Annotated in this window: 19 protein-coding genes; 3 read left to right on the top strand and 16 right to left on the bottom strand. The window is 60.3% G+C overall.

Annotation, left to right across the window (positions count from 1 at the left end):
* Window positions 1-32: 32 nt before the first annotated feature.
* Entirely contained in the window at window positions 33-1,397 is a 1,365-nt protein-coding gene (rmuC, locus tag CKW15_RS20240; protein WP_177450592.1) for a DNA recombination protein RmuC, read from the bottom strand.
* Between the two features lie 175 nt (window positions 1,398-1,572).
* The gene (locus CKW15_RS20235) at window positions 1,573-1,896 is read right to left on the bottom strand and encodes a hypothetical protein (protein ID WP_095061730.1); all 324 of its coding nucleotides are present in this window, start codon (window positions 1,894-1,896) and stop codon (window positions 1,573-1,575) included.
* A gap of 984 nt (window positions 1,897-2,880) precedes the next feature.
* Between CKW15_RS20235 and CKW15_RS20225 the strand changes: the two genes are divergently transcribed.
* The 3 genes from CKW15_RS20225 to CKW15_RS20215 all read left to right on the top strand — a co-directional run bounded on the left by CKW15_RS20225 (window position 2,881) and on the right by CKW15_RS20215 (window position 5,277).
* On the top strand, window positions 2,881-3,105 hold the full coding sequence (locus CKW15_RS20225; RefSeq protein ID WP_007898912.1) for a hypothetical protein: 225 nt from the start codon (window positions 2,881-2,883) through the stop codon (window positions 3,103-3,105).
* Between the two features lie 274 nt (window positions 3,106-3,379).
* Window positions 3,380-3,862 carry a hypothetical protein gene (locus tag CKW15_RS20220; RefSeq protein WP_095060879.1) on the top strand — a complete coding sequence of 161 codons (483 nt, stop codon included), beginning with the start codon at window positions 3,380-3,382 and terminating at the stop codon, window positions 3,860-3,862.
* A gap of 146 nt (window positions 3,863-4,008) precedes the next feature.
* The gene (locus CKW15_RS20215; protein ID WP_095060877.1) at window positions 4,009-5,277 is read left to right on the top strand and encodes an OmpP1/FadL family transporter; all 1,269 of its coding nucleotides are present in this window, start codon (window positions 4,009-4,011) and stop codon (window positions 5,275-5,277) included.
* A 90-nt stretch (window positions 5,278-5,367) separates the two neighbouring features.
* Here the strand turns inward: CKW15_RS20215 and CKW15_RS20210 are convergent, their stop codons facing one another.
* The 14 genes from CKW15_RS20210 to cobO all read right to left on the bottom strand — a co-directional run bounded on the left by CKW15_RS20210 (window position 5,368) and on the right by cobO (window position 16,856).
* On the bottom strand, window positions 5,368-5,919 hold the full coding sequence (locus tag CKW15_RS20210) for a glutathione peroxidase (RefSeq protein WP_095060875.1): 552 nt from the start codon (window positions 5,917-5,919) through the stop codon (window positions 5,368-5,370).
* 56 nt (window positions 5,920-5,975) lie between these two features.
* Window positions 5,976-6,098, bottom strand: coding sequence for a hypothetical protein (locus tag CKW15_RS28855; protein ID WP_256580384.1), 123 nt, complete (start codon window positions 6,096-6,098; stop codon window positions 5,976-5,978).
* Window positions 6,095-7,303, bottom strand: coding sequence for an MFS transporter (locus CKW15_RS20205; RefSeq protein WP_095060873.1), 1,209 nt, complete (start codon window positions 7,301-7,303; stop codon window positions 6,095-6,097). The genes CKW15_RS28855 and CKW15_RS20205 overlap by 4 nt, the downstream gene beginning before the upstream one ends.
* Window positions 7,304-7,354: 51 nt before the next feature.
* A complete protein-coding gene (locus CKW15_RS20200; protein WP_095060871.1) occupies window positions 7,355-7,759 on the bottom strand; it encodes a MarR family winged helix-turn-helix transcriptional regulator in 405 nt (134 codons plus the stop codon).
* 118 nt (window positions 7,760-7,877) lie between these two features.
* Window positions 7,878-8,609: an adenosylcobinamide-GDP ribazoletransferase gene (locus CKW15_RS20195; RefSeq protein WP_095060869.1), complete on the bottom strand. Its 732-nt coding sequence runs from the start codon at window positions 8,607-8,609 to the stop codon at window positions 7,878-7,880.
* Window positions 8,610-8,611: 2 nt separating this feature from the next.
* The gene (cobC, locus tag CKW15_RS20190) at window positions 8,612-9,187 is read right to left on the bottom strand and encodes an alpha-ribazole phosphatase family protein (protein WP_095152622.1); all 576 of its coding nucleotides are present in this window, start codon (window positions 9,185-9,187) and stop codon (window positions 8,612-8,614) included.
* Window positions 9,184-10,239 (bottom strand): nicotinate-nucleotide--dimethylbenzimidazole phosphoribosyltransferase, encoded by a 1,056-nt coding sequence (gene cobT, locus CKW15_RS20185; RefSeq protein WP_095152621.1) that lies wholly within the window; start codon window positions 10,237-10,239, stop codon window positions 9,184-9,186. The genes cobC and cobT overlap by 4 nt, the downstream gene beginning before the upstream one ends.
* Window positions 10,236-10,757, bottom strand: coding sequence for a bifunctional adenosylcobinamide kinase/adenosylcobinamide-phosphate guanylyltransferase (gene cobU / locus CKW15_RS20180; RefSeq protein WP_095060863.1), 522 nt, complete (start codon window positions 10,755-10,757; stop codon window positions 10,236-10,238). The genes cobT and cobU overlap by 4 nt, the downstream gene beginning before the upstream one ends.
* Before the next feature lie 123 nt (window positions 10,758-10,880).
* A complete protein-coding gene (locus CKW15_RS20175; protein ID WP_095152620.1) occupies window positions 10,881-12,332 on the bottom strand; it encodes a cobyric acid synthase in 1,452 nt (483 codons plus the stop codon).
* On the bottom strand, window positions 12,329-13,321 hold the full coding sequence (gene cobD, locus CKW15_RS20170; RefSeq protein ID WP_095060859.1) for a threonine-phosphate decarboxylase CobD: 993 nt from the start codon (window positions 13,319-13,321) through the stop codon (window positions 12,329-12,331). The genes CKW15_RS20175 and cobD overlap by 4 nt, the downstream gene beginning before the upstream one ends.
* The gene (gene cbiB, locus CKW15_RS20165) at window positions 13,314-14,222 is read right to left on the bottom strand and encodes an adenosylcobinamide-phosphate synthase CbiB (protein ID WP_095060857.1); all 909 of its coding nucleotides are present in this window, start codon (window positions 14,220-14,222) and stop codon (window positions 13,314-13,316) included. The genes cobD and cbiB overlap by 8 nt, the downstream gene beginning before the upstream one ends.
* Window positions 14,219-14,869, bottom strand: coding sequence for a 5,6-dimethylbenzimidazole synthase (gene bluB, locus CKW15_RS20160; protein WP_095152619.1), 651 nt, complete (start codon window positions 14,867-14,869; stop codon window positions 14,219-14,221). The genes cbiB and bluB overlap by 4 nt, the downstream gene beginning before the upstream one ends.
* Window positions 14,866-16,248: a cobyrinate a,c-diamide synthase gene (locus CKW15_RS20155; protein ID WP_095060853.1), complete on the bottom strand. Its 1,383-nt coding sequence runs from the start codon at window positions 16,246-16,248 to the stop codon at window positions 14,866-14,868. The genes bluB and CKW15_RS20155 overlap by 4 nt, the downstream gene beginning before the upstream one ends.
* Window positions 16,245-16,856 carry a cob(I)yrinic acid a,c-diamide adenosyltransferase gene (cobO, locus tag CKW15_RS20150; RefSeq protein ID WP_095060851.1) on the bottom strand — a complete coding sequence of 204 codons (612 nt, stop codon included), beginning with the start codon at window positions 16,854-16,856 and terminating at the stop codon, window positions 16,245-16,247. The genes CKW15_RS20155 and cobO overlap by 4 nt, the downstream gene beginning before the upstream one ends.
* Window positions 16,857-16,880: the final 24 nt, after the last annotated feature.

Below are 16,880 nucleotides of genomic sequence, written 5' to 3'. Positions count from 1 at the left end.
TAGGAGCTGCCGCAGGCTGCGATCTTTTGATTTCATTCCGGCAACTCGACCAAGCCGTCCACATCCGTCATCGCCCGTTCCAGCAAATCCGCTGGCAGGCTCTTACTGGCGCGTGCCCCCAGCAACTTGAGCTGTTCGCTACGACTGACCAGATTGCCGCGGCCTTCTGTCAGCTTGTTGCGTGCCGAGCTGTAGGCCTTGTCCAGTTGCTGCAGGCGATTGCCGACTTCGTCCAGATCCTGAATGAACAGCACGAACTTGTCGTACAGCCACCCGGCGCGCTCAGCGATCTCCCGAGCATTCTGGCTTTGGCGCTCCTGCTTCCACAAACTGTCGATCACCCGCAGGGTCGCCAGCAAAGTGGTCGGGCTGACAATCACGATGTTGCGGTCAAACGCTTCCTGAAACAGTGTTGGCTCAGCCTGCAATGCAGCGGAAAACGCCGCTTCAATCGGCACGAACAGCAAAACGAAATCCAGGCTGTGCAAGCCGTCGAGACGTTTGTAATCCTTGCCGGCCAAGCCTTTGACGTGATTACGCAACGACAGCACATGCTGCTTGATCGCAATCTGGCCGATGGCCTCGTCTTCGGCTGCTACATATTGCTGGTAGGCGGTGAGACTGACTTTGGAGTCGACCACCACCTGCCTGTCGCCCGGCAGATAGATGATCACGTCGGGCTGGAATCGCTCGCCATCCGGGCCTTTGAGATTGACCTGGGTCTGGTATTCGCGGCCCTTTTCCAACCCCGCGTGCTCAAGCACCCGCTCCAGAATCAATTCACCCCAGTTGCCTTGGGTCTTCTGCCCTTTCAAGGCACGTGTCAGGTTCGTCGCTTCGTCGCTCAGGCGCAGGTTCAACTGCTGCAAACGTTCCAGTTCCTTGGCCAGGGAGAAACGTTCGCGGGCCTCGGCCTGGTAGCTTTCTTCGACGCGTTTTTCGAATGACTGGATGCGTTCTTTCAGGGGATCCAGCAATTGCCCAAGGCGTTGCTGACTGGTTTCGGCAAAACGCTGCTCGCGCTCATCGAAGATTTTCCCCGCCAGCTCGGCGAACTGTGCGCGCAGCTCGTCTCGCGAGCCTTGCAGGTCGTTGAGGCGTTGTTGATGGCTGTCCTGTTGTTCACGCAGTTCGGCGTTCAGCGAGGCTGCCTGGGCATCCAGACGGCGCAACTCGGCTTCTTTGCCGGCGCGTTCGAGGTTCCAGGCATGGGCGGCGTCGCGAGCGTCATCACGTTCGATCTGCAACAACTCGACTTCCCGGCGCAGGGCGGCCAGGTCTGCCTGCTTGGCAGCGTTGGCTTGAGTCAGATCACCGATTTCATCGCGGCACGAATCAAGCTGCGCATTCAGTCCGTCCTGGGCCAGTTGCGACATGGCCAATCGCTCTTGCAGCAGCGCGACGTCTGCCTGCGCAGTACCCGCTCGACGTTGAAGCTGCCAGGCCAGTACCAACAACGGCAGCGCTGCACCCGCCAGACCAAGCAATACGCTGGTCAAGTCCATCGCCATAACCACTCCCGCCATCCCGATAAAGCTTGAAGGTTAACCAAGGCGCCAGGTCTTGGACAGCTCAGTCTTCGATCAGCCCCAACTCCTGTTGCGCACGACGATCCCCTGCCCGAGCCGCCTGACGCAAAAGGTCCTGGCCGATCCGGCGATCCCGTGCGTTCCCGCATTCACGGCACATCAACTGACCGAGACGACTTTGTGCGGACACCACGCCTTCACGGGCCGGTTGCTTGAGCAATCGGCCGGCGATGTGTTTGACGTTAGGGTTTTCACCCAGCCGCGGGCTATCCAAAAGCCACTCGGCCACACGCATTGAAAAGCGTTTGGTAGGAGAAACAGAAGGAGGTGTCGAGGATGTGGAATCAGAGGCTGAGCGAAACTTCATAAAGCACTGTGGGGCAGATCGGAAGGCGCGCAACTTTACTCTCTTTTTCTGACAGGTAAAGCTGAAAATAACCCGGCAGGCCCGTCCTAGAGCAAGCGCTCGGGACAATCCACAGAAGCTGTGGATAACTCAGTGGACAACCGCCCGCGAACCCCCGCAAAGCCCTGTGGAATGGGGCTCGCAGTCAAACTGACGATTTTTTCACCAGTAAAAAAAAGCGATGTTTTTCATTGACTTAAATTTTGCTAGCAGGCAGCCATCAGGCTTGAACGTGAGATGACAGAGCGGTGACAGACTCTGCAACTAATGTGCACAAGTCCCTTTGTGATGGTTATATCCATGCACTTTTTCGGCGCACTGGGCACGATGTCTGGGGATAACACTCGACAAACGGTCGAATCATGCAATTTTTTGCGTTACAACTTCGATGACCAGTGGTCGGATTGTCTAGCGATTCAGAGCGATATCACGGGGGTATGCCCTGGCAGGATCGGCCTGCCAGAAAACCGTCTGTAACTTCTTTTGCTATCACCCTTCCCTTCGCTACTTCAATCCGTTAGTATCCGCGGCGTTAGTACCAAGCTGAAAGTCAATTCTGGTCGAACAAATCCCCCCGGTCAGCCTTCCCGAAGGAAGCTTCCACCGAACAAGCGGGATCGACCACCTCGATGGTTTCCAGGTAAAACTTGCGTCAACACAGCCTTTGAATCGAAAGCAAAGGGTGTTGCCAGGCTCACTTACTCTGACTGAACCAACCTGCAAATTGATCAGGATCTTCACCCCGGGCCCAGAACCTTTGCCCTTGATGTGTTGCCTGCCCTCCTAAGTACCTACCTGCCGGCCCAAGCGCGCAAATAATTCAGCGCTTCAAACTGGCTGCTTTGTTCCAGTCGGGTTCTTCGTTCGATCAATGGTGATCGACGTTACTGGAACGTTTTAACGTTGCACGGTTCTTATCCGTGTCATTTGCAGGAACACCCAATAATGTCTACTCAAATCCATACTCAGGATGCCATTCGCACCCTAACCAACGCTTTTGCACCAATGAACTGCCTGATCATGGCCGCTCGCAAAGGCTGCTTCAGCTTCACGCTGGTTAACGAACACGGCATCGCCCGTCACAGCGAGCGTCTGTACCCCGATCAATACTCCAGCGCCGAACCGCTGCAGGCCGTGATCGAGCGTACCCGTCAGGCACTGGTTGCCTGATACGCCAGAAAGGCTGGAAACCCAAAGGCCCCGCTCAAAAAGCGGGGCTTTTTATTGCCCGATGTTTCCCTTTTTTAAGGTTCAGGCTAAGCACAAACCGGTATAACGGTTATAACTCGCAGCCAGAAATATTTTAAAAACAGGCCTTTACAGCGCGAATATGACACTACACTTCAACTCAAGCGGCTTGACCCGCTTGCGGCGAGCCTGAGTCGATTCACTGCTGCCAAAGCCCTTCAGGCATCGCCGTCCATATTGAGGTTTCGAGGGTTTTATGGGTATCGCTGCCAGCGAACTGTGCCGTTATGTCATTCGTCCCACCCTGATTTATCTGGGACGTCATAGCGCTACTGCCGAATCCCTGCTGCTGGGCATCGCCGCCAGCCAGTCCGCCCTGGGATCCGCCCTTCATGACCGCCGCGGACACGGCCTGTACCGTATCGCCGAACCTCGCCACCAGGCCCTTTGGGACCATTACCTGGCACTGGACCCGGAGCGTGCAAGCCTGGTCCGCGGACTGGCCAGCCAACACGCCTTTCTCAGTGGTCCGCACCTCGAATTGACCGTCAACCTGCGTTACGCCACTGCCATCGCTTGGCTGCTGGTAGAAGAACAGAACACTCCCCTCCCCGCCGCTGACGATTTGTTGGGTATGGCCAGAATCTGGCGCCAGACATTTCAACCCCAAGGTCGTCTGCGTGATTTCACCTGCGCCTGGCAAACTTGTGTTTCACCCATGAATCAGGTTGCCTGCTGAAAAATCCTGTATCCAAAATTCGCGCAACGCGCCGCCATTTGGTCGGATTGTCCTACAAAACCGCTCTAAATCAAGCATTACAGCCTATGGCGCTGGGACGAAAATGTTGGTAATTTTCGCCCCGGTGATCACCAGGAGTTCTAATAATGAAAAAAGTAATGCTCAAAACCACCCTTAGCCTCGCCGCTGCCATGGCATCCACCCAGATCTTTGCGAGTGGCTTTGCCATCAACGAACAAAGCATCAGCGGGATGGGTACAGGTTTTGCCGGGCGATCTTCCGTTGCCGATGATGCATCCACTATTTTTGGTAACCCTGCCGGCATGTCTCGCCTCAAGCGCGAACAAGTCACCGGCGGTGTTGCAATGCTCGACGCGCATACCGATATCAGCGACGCCAGCTCCTCTCCGAAAAGCGGCAGCAACGATGGCGACATGGTTCCATTCATCGCTGTCCCTATGGGCTACTACGTCAAGCCAATCGATGACCAGTGGGCCGTCGGCGTAGGCATTTACGCTCCGTTCGGCCTGGTGACCGATTACGAGAACGGCTTTGCCGGCCGTTACTTCGGCACCAACAGCGAAGTCAAAGTCGTCACCATCCAGCCGACCGTCAGCTACGCCTTCAACGACAAGGTATCGATCGGTTTCGGTCCGACCATCAACCGCATCGAAGGCACCCTGGAATCGGATATCTCGCTGCACCCACGCTTTGCGGACGGTAACGTCAAGATCAAGGGTGACGACACCGCGCTGGGCTACAACATCGGCATCCTGGTTCAAGCCACCGACAGCACCCGCGTCGGCCTGACCTATCACTCGAAAGTGAAGTACACGCTCGAAGGTGACACCAAGGTCAACTACGGCTTCCTGACCAACCTGCGCCAGAACCCGAACCAGAAGTACGATGCTTCGCTGGACGTGACCACGCCTGAGTCGGTTGACTTCTCGGTTACCCATCAGCTTGACGACCAGTGGACCCTCTACGCCGGCAGCACCTGGACTCGCTGGAGCCGCCTGAAAGAAATCAGCGTCGAGAACAGTGGCGTACCAGCTGGCTTGCAACCTGCGTTCGGTACCATCACCGAAGAGCAGAACTGGCACGACACCTGGGCTCATGCCATCGGTGCTTCCTACCAGATTGACAAGCAATGGGTCCTGCGTACCGGTTTCTCCGTTGACCAGTCACCGACCAACAACGAAAACCGCTCCCCACGCATCCCGACTGGCGACCGCAAGATTTTCAGCCTGGGCGCTGGCTGGAGCCCGACCGACGACCTGACCATCGACGTGGCGTACTCGTACCTGGTTGAAGAAGACGTCAAGGTCAACAACGACAACGACCGCCAAACCTACAACGCCAAGTATGAAAACTCGGCCAACGGTTTCGGTGTCGGTGCGACCTACCGCTTCTGATAATTCCCGGCGAGCCTGAACGGCTCGCCGCCGGATTCAAAAAAAGCCCCGCTCTCTTGCACAGAGGCGGGGCTTTTTAGCGGGCGCTTATCAGGGTTTCGACGCCAGGGCTTTCTCCACCGCAGCGATGAACTCCGGATCATCAGGCTTGGTCAGGCTGGAAAAGCTGGCGACGACCTTGCCCTGGCGATCGACCACGTATTTGTAGAAATTCCACTTCGGCGCGCTGCTCTGTTCGGCAAGCACCTTGAACAGATGTGTCGCCTCGTCGCCACGAACCTTTTGCGGCTCGGTCATGGTGAAGGTCACGCCGTAGTTCACGTAGCAGACCTTGGCGGTTTCGGCGCCGTCGCCGGCCTCCTGCTTGAAGTCATTGGACGGCACGCCGATCACTTCCAGGCCTTGATCCTTGAAACGCTGGCTCAGCGCCTCAAGGCTTTTGAATTGCGGGGCAAAGCCACAGAAGCTCGCGGTATTGACCACCACCAGCGGCTTGCCGGCGAAGCGTTCGCACAAGTCGATCGTTTCCTTGGCCCGAAGCTTGGGTAGCGAGCCTTGCAAAAGCTCAGGGCAACTTGCCGCTTGAGCCCACCCGGTAAATGCGACCAGTAACGCGGGAACTGCCAGCCAGCGTATCGGCATATCGGGATATCCTTGAGAAGTCGTCAGCGGTGGAAGTTACTCGCCCTCACAACCGGCTAGCAAGTCCCCATGCCCAACTGCATCAAGGCCAACCCACCCTGCTGCCAGCCCCACCACACGGCGGCGAGCAGCAACGCGCAAACAGCAATAATCGTGATGCGTGGCCAAAGGCTGTTCATGTCGCACTCATTCGGGTTTGAAGACGCTCTACCGGCCGCTCACGCACCGGCCAGTTCAAGGCGGCGGCCAACAGACTCAGAAGAATCGCCACCTGCCAGATCAAGTCATAGCTCCCCATGCGGTCGTACACCACCCCGCCCAACCAGCCGCCGAGGAACGAGCCGAGCTGGTGAAACAGGAAAACAATCCCACCGAGCATGGACAGGTTTCGCACGCCAAACAAGGTGGCGACCGTACCGTTAGTCAACGGCACCGTCGACAACCACAAGAACCCCATGGCCATGCCGAACAGATAGGCGCTGGTGGTCGTCACCGGTGCCCAAAGAAACAGTGCGATGACCACCGCCCGCAACAGATACAACCCCGTGAGCAAACGGGGTTTGGACATACGTCCGCCGAGCCAGCCGGCGGTGTAGGTTCCGAAAATGTTGAACAGGCCGATCAACGCCAACACCGTGGTGCCGACTGTCGCCGGAAGGTGCTGATCCACCAGATAGGCCGGCAAATGCACGCCGATAAACACCACCTGAAATCCGCACACGAAGAAGCCGAACGCCAGCAACCAGAAACCGGAATGTGAACAGGCCTCACACAACGCCTCGCCCAGGGTTTGTTCGTGCCCGAGCACTGGCAAAGGCTTGTCCTTGAGCATCGTCACCAACGGTACGATCAGCGCGATCAACAGACCCAGCGCCAGCAAGGCTGCCGACCAACCCAGCCAGCCGATCAAACCCAAGGTGCCGGGCAACATGGCGAACTGGCCGAACGAGCCCGCAGCACTGGCGATGCCCATGCCCATGCTGCGTTTCTCTGGCGGTACCGCGCGGCCGACCACGCCCAGAATCACCGAGAACGATGTACCGGACAGACCCATCCCGATCAACAGGCCCGCGCTCAGGGATAAGGTCATCGGCGAGTCGGAAAGCCCCATGCACATCAGCCCTGCCGCGTACAGGACGCCACCGATCAGCACCACTTTCGCTGCACCAAAACGGTCGGCCAACGCACCGGTAAAGGGTTGGGCCAGGCCCCAAATCAGGTTTTGCAAGGCGATGGCAAAGGCAAAGACCTCACGCCCCCAGCCGAACTCGGCGCTCATCGGCGCCAAAAACAGCCCGAAACCGTGACGAACGCCCAGAGACAACGCAAGGATCAGCGCACTCCCCAACAAAACCCAACCGCACGTACGCCACATCGATGTCATCTTATTCTCCGGTAGCGGGTATATACCCGCTTGAGGTCGGAAAAACCGGCATCACGCCAGTTCATCCAGCAGTTTCAGCAAGATTTCCCGTTTCTCGGCACCCAGGCGATCAATCAACCGCTGTTGCGCCGCCTCCCAGGCCGGCAAGGCCGCTTTCAGGCGCTCGGCGCCTGTGTCGGTGAGCAGAACGATGCGATTGCGCATGTCCTCACCCTCGACCAGCGTCACCAGGCCTTCGCCCTCCAGCACGCGCAAATTGCGTCCCAGGGTGCTGCGATCGAGGCCCATCGCTTCGGCCAGCACGGAGATACTCGGCTGATTCAGGCGTTGCAGATTGCACAGCAAAGAATACTGCGCAACGTTGATCCCGAAGCCGTCGAGAGCGCCGTCGTAGTGCCTGCTGACGCCACGGGCGGCACGACGCAGGTTGGTGCATAAACATTGGGAGTCGAGCATAGTGCGTGTATATACCCGCGAGTCGGTTAAATCAAGTTACATGGATTCTTTTCTGTGACTGGGGTGGAGCTTGGTCGATCGCCATCGCGAGCAAGCTCGCTCCTACAGTTGATCGCAATCAGACCAGCGCCAAGCCTGCCAGCACTGCAACTTCCAGCAACTCCAGCATTGCGCCCGCTGTGTCACCGGTCGTCCCGCCCAGGCGCCGCAGCATCACCTGACGCAACCAGACAAAACCCAACGTCGCCAGCACCACCGCCACCACGCCGTTCAACCCGGCGATCAACACGCAGACCACCGCGCTGAGTGCCAAAACCCGCTTGCCCGCAGAGCGCGGAAGATGATCAGCCAACGCTTGCCCCAGACCACCAGGCCGCACGTAAGGCGTCGTCAGAAATATGCCCAGCAACGCACTGCGACCGATCAATGGAACAATCAGCAACGCCAGCGCCTGTTGCTGTTCGATCAATGCCAGCAGCGCCGCGAACTTGAGCAGCAACACCAACACCAACGTGACGACCGCAATCGGCCCGCTGCGGGGGTCTTTCATGATGGTCAAGGTGCGCTCGCGGTCGCCGAAACCACCGAGCCAGGCATCGGCGCTATCTGCCAGACCATCCAGATGCAGTGCACCACTGAGCAAGACCCAAACGGTGAGCAACAGCGCCGCATGCAGCAACAGCGGCGTTCCGAGCAGCAACCCGTTCAGCGCCCAAAGAATCGCACCGAACAACAACCCCACCAGCGGGTAAAACAGCAATGACCGTCCCAACGCCTGAGGCACAGGCATGCCCGGCAAGCGAATCGGCAGGCTGCTGAGGAATTGCAGGGCGATCCAGAATGGCAACATGGTCAGACGACTTCCCTTAACACGCCACCGGACGTCACCGTCAGCGAGAACAACGCACCATGCCCGACCTCAACGTTGAGCAGTTGCTCACGCGGCAAGCCACGCGCCTGGGCCAGCAACAAACGCATGACGCCGCCATGACTGATCAGCAACACGCGCTCGCCAGCGTATGAAACCTGTAGCCGCGCCACCGCCGTCAGCACTCGCCTGGAAAAATCCGCGACCGGCTCACCTTGAGGCGGCGTAAACGCATAAGGATCGGCCCAGAACCGGCCCAGACCCCCTGCATCGGTTTCCATCAACACCGCAGCGCTTTGCCCTTCCCAGTCACCGAAATGCAGCTCTTGCAGGTCTTTGTCCAGGCTCACGGGCACAGACAGTTGCGCACCGAGTTCTTGCGCGAATCGCGCACAACGCTGCAACGGCGAACTGACCAGGCGATCCCAGGGTCGTTGCTCGACCACTGCCGCACGCATCTGCGCCCAGCCCTTGTCGGTCAGCGCATCGTCGAGGCTGCCGCGCAGGCCACCGCCCAGTTCGGTTTCACCGTGACGCAACAGATCCAGGCGCAGGGTCATACCGGACGATCCGCCACAGCCGCTTCGGCGAAGGTCGCCATCTGCCCGTGGAGGTCGCATGCCAGACGCAACAACGGAACTGCCAGCGCGGCCCCACTGCCCTCGCCCAGACGCAGGCCAAGGTCGAGCAGCGGTTCAGCGTGCAGGGTTTCCAGTACATGCCGATGACCCGGCTCGGCGCCGCGATGACCGAACAACAGCCATGGGCGACACTGCGGGTTCAAGCGCACCGCGACCAGCGCCGCGACGCTGCAAATGAAGCCGTCCACCAGCACCGCGATTCCTTCCTGGGCACAAGCCAGATAAGCGCCCACCAGCGCGGCAATCTCAAAACCGCCCAGATTGAACAGCGTCTGCAACGCATCGCCCCGCTGCGCCCCGTGTATCGCCAAGGCGCGCTCGATGACCAGCGCCTTGTAGCTGACACCGGCGGCGTTCAGTCCGGTTCCCGGCCCGGTCAAATGCGCCACTGGGCAATCGAGCAATGCACACGCCAACGCGCTGGCGGCGGTGGTGTTGCCGATGCCCATTTCACCGCCGATAAACAGTTGTGTGCCTACCGCTTTGGCCCGTTGCGCACTGTCGCGACCGGCCTGCAAAGCGAGTTCGCCCTGAGCCACGGTCATCGCCGGACCCTGTACGAAGTTCGCCGTGCCAGGACCGATGTTCAGGTGCCGCACACCCGGCAGACTGAGTGATGGCGTAATCGTGCCGAGATCGACCACTTCGAGGGAAGCGCCCAACTGCCGCGCCAATACGCTGATCGCCGCGCCACCACTGACAAAGTTGTGCAGCATCTGCCCGGTGACTTCCTGAGGGAACGCCGAAACCCCTTCGGCGACCACGCCATGATCACCGGCAAAAATCGCGATCCACAGTTGATTCAGACTCGGCTTGACCTGCCCCTGCAGACCCGCCAGTTGTATCGCCACCGACTCCAGTTGACCGAGGGAACCGGCCGGTTTGGTCAGTTGCTGCTGTCGCGCTTGCGCCTGCTCGAGTGCTTGCGCATCGACAGGTTTGCACGGGTTCAGCCACCAGGCGCGGGTCATAACGCAGTTCCTTTCAAAGTCAGGGGCAGGCCGGCGACGGTGAGGATGACGCGGTCACAGCGCTCGGCCAGGGCTTGATGCAGCCAACCGGCTTCATCGACATAACGGCGAGTCAATTCGCCCAGCGGCACGACGCCCATCCCGGTCTCGTTGCTGACAAAAATGATTTCCCCCGGCAACGATGCCAGGCAGTCCAGCAAGGACTCACGCTCGGCGCCTAAACGCTCGACATCGTCCTGCATCAGCAGATTGGTCAGCCACAAGGTCAGGCAATCCACCAGCAGGCAACGCTCGGCGCTCGCGTTCTCACGCAGCACCCGCGCCAGTTCCAGCGGTTCTTCGATCAACGCCCATTCGACGGGACGACGGGCGCGGTGATGGGCCACGCGATCGCTCATTTCCCCGTCCAGCGGTTGGCTGGTGGCGATGTAGGTCACGGCCAGCGCGCTGTCGGTGGCGAGTTTTTCGGCCAGGCGACTCTTGCCGGAGCGAGCGCCGCCGAGGATCAGTTGGAGCATGGTTTTTTTCCTAGAATCTTCGTTGAGGCGACTTCAGTCATCGCGAGCAGGCTCGCTCCCACAGGGTTATGTGGTGTTCTCTGCGGGAGCGGGCTTAGCCGCGATGAGGCCTTGAAAGGCATCTCAAATCCCGCAGAGCCGACGCAGTAATTCGGTATCCAGATGCGTCTCCACCAGGTCCGCCAGCCGCTCGATATCCCGCTCACGCAAGCCGTGGTAATCCACCTCCTGCACATCCTGCAAACCCGCCCAACACAACAGTGCGCTGCACGCTGCCGGCGACTCGAACAGGCCGTGCAGATAAGTGCCGAATATCTGCCCATCGATACTTTGCGCACCGTCGCAACGACCGTCATCCAGCAACACCGCCGCATTTTCCAGCGCGGGGCCGGTGGTCACGCCTGCATGAATTTCATAACCCGTCACCGGCGCATCTTCCAACGCCAGACGACCACGCACATTGCGTAGTTGCTTGTGCTCTTCGAGCACGGTTTCGAACGCCAGCAATCCCAAGCCTGCGCTGGAACCCGGGGCGCCTTCGAGCCCCAGTGGGTCGTGCACGTGCTCACCGAGCATTTGCAGACCGCCGCAAATCCCCAAGACCTTGCCGCCGTAACGCAGATGCCGGGCGATGGCGTTTTCCCAGCCATTGGCACGCAGAAACGCCAAATCGCTGCGCACACTTTTCGAACCGGGAAGGATGATCAGGTCGGCCGGTGGCATCGCCTGGCCCGGGCCGATGAATTGCAAATCGACTTGCGGATGCAGACGCAAGGGATCGAAATCGGTGTGATTGCTGATCCGCGGCAGTACCGGCACCACCACTTTCAGCACTTGCTCAGCCTTGTCGGTCTGGCGCTGATCGATGCCGTCCTCGGCTTCCAGGTGCAGGTCCATCACGTAGGGCAGGACGCCAATCACCGGTTTTCCGGTCCGCTCTTCCAGCCAGTCGAGCCCCGGTTGCAACAGGGCAATGTCGCCACGAAAACGGTTGATGATGAAGCCTTTGATGCGCGCCTGTTCGCTCGGTGACAGCAGTTCCAGCGTGCCCACCAGATGCGCGAAGACCCCGCCGCGATTGATGTCGGCAATCAGCAGCACCGGGCAATCCACCGCTTCGGCAAAGCCCATATTGGCGATGTCGCCGGCCCGCAGATTGATCTCGGCCGGGGAGCCCGCGCCTTCGACCATCACCACCGGATACGCCGCGCTCAACCGTTCGTGGGACGCCAGCACCGCTTGCATGGCGATGGTTTTGTAGTCGTGATAGGTGACGGCATTCATGCTTGTGATGGCGCGACCATGAATGATCACCTGCGCGCCGGTGTCGCTGTTCGGCTTGAGCAGCACGGGGTTCATGTCGGTGTGTGGTTCAAGATTAGCCGCCTGGGCCTGCACCGCCTGCGCACGACCGATCTCGCCACCGTCGGCGGTCACCGCACTGTTGAGTGCCATGTTCTGCGGTTTGAACGGCACCACGCTGACACCTTGACGGGTGACCCAGCGGCACAGCGCGGTTACCAACGTACTTTTACCGGCGTCCGAGGTGGTGCCCTGCACCATCAACGTCGTCATGGGTTTTCCTTGGCGAAAGCTTCGAGTGCAGCGGCCAGGCGTGCGAAATCGGCTTCGGCGCCCGGCAAGCCGAAACGCAGGCTGCTGTTGTGTGTGAACAGACGCAGCAGAATGCCGCGCCGGGCCATGAATTCATAAAGGACTTCGGCACGATCAGTGATCAGCCACTGGAACAAGGCGCAGCCGCCCTGAGGGTTGAATCCGTGTTGCTTCAGCAGCGAGGCCAGGCGCTCACTGGCCACTTCGGCGCGTGCCCGCTGGCGCGCATGGCCTTCGGTATCACGCAAGCATGCCTGCCCTATTGTTCGCGTCGGCCCGCTCACCGCCCACGGCCCTACTTGTTCGGCGAGCAATTTGAGCAACTTGCGCTCCGCCAGGACGAAACCCAATCGCACCCCGGCCAGACCGAAAAACTTGCCGAAGGAACGCAGCACGATCAATCCGACCTGATGGGCAAACGGCGCGAGGCTCAGCTGCGGTGTGTTGTCCATGAACGCCTCATCCACTACCAGCCAGCCACCGCGCTGGGCCAGCCGCGCGTGCCAGTCGAGCAAGCGATCAGGCGTCAGGTTCAACCCCGTGGGATTGTTTGGATTGACCACCACCAGCACGTCGAAACTGTCGATAAAGAAGTCGACTTCCTGTTCCACCACTTCGCGCACGATGTAGCCGTTGCGACGCCACGCTTCGGCATGTTCGGCATAACACGGTGACAGCACGCCGACTTTGCCTGCGCGACGCAAACGCGGCAGCAGCTGGATGGCCATTTGCGACCCGGCCACTGGCAATGCCTGCAATGTGCCGTAGTAATCACAGGCAGCGTGCTCCAGACCGTCGTCGGCTTCCGGCAGCCGCGCCCAGGCCCGCATTGGAATCTCCGGCACCGGAAACGGCCAAGGCGCCAGACCGGTCGACAGGTCCAGCCACTCACCTTCGTCTATGCAATATTCGAGCGCGGCCTTGCGCAACCTTCCACCGTGCTCAAGCATAAAACTCGGCCCCTATGCAGAGAATCAGCAGCCATAACCATACCCCGCGCTGGACCAATTGCCAGCCTCGGTCGATGGAGTCGGCGTCCGCTGGCGGGCCTTCGCCCAGTTGAGGACGCTGATGCAGTTCACCGTGATAAATCGCCGCCCCGCCCAACTCGACACCCAGCGCTCCTGCCCCTGCCGCCATCACCGGACCGGCATTCGGGCTGTCCCAGGTCGGGCCCTGAAGGCGCCAGCACTTCAGCGCCAGCCGGGTTTTGCCCAGCAACGCGTAGGTCAATGCCACCAACCTTGCGGGAATGTAATTAAGCACATCGTCGATCTTCGCCGCCGCCCAGCCAAAACGCTCAAAGCGTTCATTACGATAGCCCCACATCGCATCCAGCGTGTTGCTCAAACGGTAGAGCACCACGCCGGGAGCACCGGCCACGGCAAACCAGAACAGCGCCGCGAACACCGCGTCGCTACCGTTCTCCAGTACCGATTCGGTGGCGGCGCGGGCGACTGCGGTTTTATCCAGATCGCTGGTCTGGCGGCTGACCAGATAGCCCACGCGTTTGCGTGCTTCCTCAAGATCATCACTGCGCAGCGCCTTGGCCACGGGCTCGACATGTTCACCGAGGCTGCGCATGCCGAGCGCGCAATACAGCGCGAGAATCTCGACGATCCAGCCGACATAAGGCGCCCAGGAAAATGCAGTCGCCAACAAGGTCAGCGGCAACACGGCGATCACCCACGCCGTGACGCCATGGCTGCGCCAGCCGCGACCTTCACCGTTGAAACGTTGTTCGATGCGGTCGGCAAAACGGCCGAACGCCACCAGCGGATGCCAGCGTTTGGGTTCACCCAGCAGCGCATCCAGCGCAACCGCGGCGACACTCAACAACGCCACACTCATTGACTCACTCCCCAATAATTTTCATACAACAGTTCACTCAGCGGACGCGCCTGCGCCCAGCCTTCGAGCACCAGCATCGGTGCCGGATAAAATGCCTCGACCGGCCCCAGGCACAGCACCGCCAGCGGCTTCGCGCCGGGCGGCAACTGCAACAAATCCGCCAGGGCTTGTGGCTCGAACAGCGACACCCAACCCATGCCCAGTCCTTCGGCGCGGGATGCCAGCCACAGGTTCTGGATCGCGCAGGACAACGAAGCCATGTCCATTTCCGGCAACGTGCGCCGACCGAAAACATGGCGCTCTCGATCCTCCGTCAACGCGGCGACCAGCACCTCGGCACAATCGTTGATGCCTTCGACCTTGAGTTTCATGAACTCGTCGCTGCGCTCACCGAGGGCTTCGGCGGTGCGGATGCGCTCTTCTTCCACCAGTTGCTGAATCTGTCCGCGTAGAGCCCGATCGCTGATACGGATAAAGCGCCACGGCTGCATCAGCCCCACGCTGGGCGCCTGATGCGCGGCTTCGAGCAGACGTCGGAGTAGTTCTGGCTCGACCGTGCCGCCGCTGAAGTGACGCATGTCGCGACGTTCGGCGATGGCGCGGTAGACCGCTGCGCGCTCGGTTTCGGAGAAGGTGTTGTCAGTCATGACCGCTTCGCTGGCAAGCCAGTTCCTACAGGATTGAGGTGGTCCCTTGTAGGAGCGGGCTTGCCAGCGAAGGCGTCCTGAAGGTCGGGCGCAAAAAGCGCGGCAATCGCTGAGGGATTGGACGGAAAATAAAAGTGCACATAAGAAGCGGTCATCCGCCCCTCACGATAAACCGCCTCGGCCCCTCGCCCGCCGTTAGGGCTCAAGCCCCGGGCAATCGGCGTCAGCTCAGTGGTGGTCAGCGAGTGATGATACGTGTGTCCGCGCAACGACCCTTCCGGCAGCTCGACCGCTTGCAACGCCAGCGCGGCCAGGCGTTTTTGCATCACCGCATCACCGGCCAGCAAGCCAACCAGTTCGGCGCGAACACCGTCGACATCGGTCAACGAATCGAGCAGATAAAGCATGCCGCCACACTCAGCGAGCAATGGCTTGCCTGCCCCGTGGTGTGCACGGATCGCGTCAAGCATCGCGGTGTTTTTCGACAGCGCAACATGGTGCAATTCCGGATAACCGCCCGGCAGATAGAGACTGTCTACCTCCGGCAACACGCTATCGCGGATCGGCGAGAAGAATGACAACTCGGCGCCCATCGCCCGCAACAGGTCCAGGCTCGCGCCGTAGGTGAACGCAAAAGCTTCGTCCCGGGCCACGGCGATACGCACACCGGCCAGCAACGGTTCGACGTCAATCACGTCCGGCGCCGCGAACGCCACTGCGGGCGGCAGCGCCACCTCGCAACTGCTGGCCAAGGCATCGGCGGCCGCATCGAGGCGCACATCGAGATCGTTCAATTCACTGGCCTGCACCAGACCGAGGTGCCGACTCGGCAATTCGATTCCGGTTTCCCGGGACAAGGCGCCGTACCAACGCAGTCCCTCGGTCAGGCTACCTTCGAGCAACTGCGCATGGCGCAACGTACCGACGCGGTTGGCCAGCACACCGGCAAACGGCAAGTCCGGCTGATAACGCGCCAGCCCCAACGCCAATGCGCCGAAGGTCTGGGCCATGGCGGTGCCGTCAATGACGCCCAGCACCGGCACACCGAAGTGCCGCGCCAGATCCGCACTGGACGGCGTTCCGTCAAATAAACCCATGACGCCTTCGATCAGGATCAGGTCGGCTTCGCCGGCGGCTTCCCACAACAGACGGCGACTTTCCTGCTCGCCCACCATCCACATGTCCAGTTGATACACCGGCGCACCACTGGCACGCTCGAGAATCATCGGGTCGAGAAAGTCTGGCCCGCATTTGAACACGCGAACCTTGCGCCCCTGGTTGCGATGCAAACGGGCGAGCGCGGCGGTGACGGTGGTCTTGCCCTGACCGGAGGCCGGCGCGGCGATCAGTACCGCCGGGCAATGACGTGGTTGATTCACAGCTCGACGCCTTTCTGCGCTTTGATGCCGGCCTGGAAGGCGTGCTTGAGCATGCCCATTTCGGTGGCGGTGTCGGCCATCTCGATCATTTCCGGCTTGGCGGCGCGGCCCGTGACGATCACATGCTGCATCGGCGGCCGCGCCTGCAAATCGCTGAGCACCTGATCGAGGTCAAGGTAGCCATGCTTGAGGGCGATGTTCAATTCATCGAGCACCACCAGGCCGACGGACGGATCGCGCAGCAGTTCGCGGGACACTTCCCAGGCCGCTTCGGCGGCGGCGATGTCGCGCTGGCGATCCTGGGTTTCCCAGGTAAAGCCCTCGCCCATCACATGGAAACGCACTTGCTCCGGGAAACGGCGGAAGAACAACTCTTCGCCCGTGCTGTTACGCCCCTTGATGAACTGCACCACACCGCATTGCATGCCGTGGCCCATGGCGCGCGCGAGCATGCCGAACGCCGAACTGCTCTTGCCTTTGCCGTTACCGGTCAGCACCAGCAACAGGCCGCATTCATTCGGGGAATTGGCGATGCGTTCGTCGATCACCGCTTTTTTGCGCTGCATGCGCGCCAGGTGGCGTTCGTCACGATCGGGGGTGTCAGTCATGGGGAAGCTCTCCGTTGAGGCGGG

This window comes from Pseudomonas sp. Irchel s3b5 (assembly GCF_900187435.1).
Lineage (GTDB): Bacteria > Pseudomonadota > Gammaproteobacteria > Pseudomonadales > Pseudomonadaceae > Aquipseudomonas.
The sequence above is the reverse complement of the archived record's forward strand: the minus strand, read 5'-3'. Positions and strand labels throughout refer to the sequence as shown.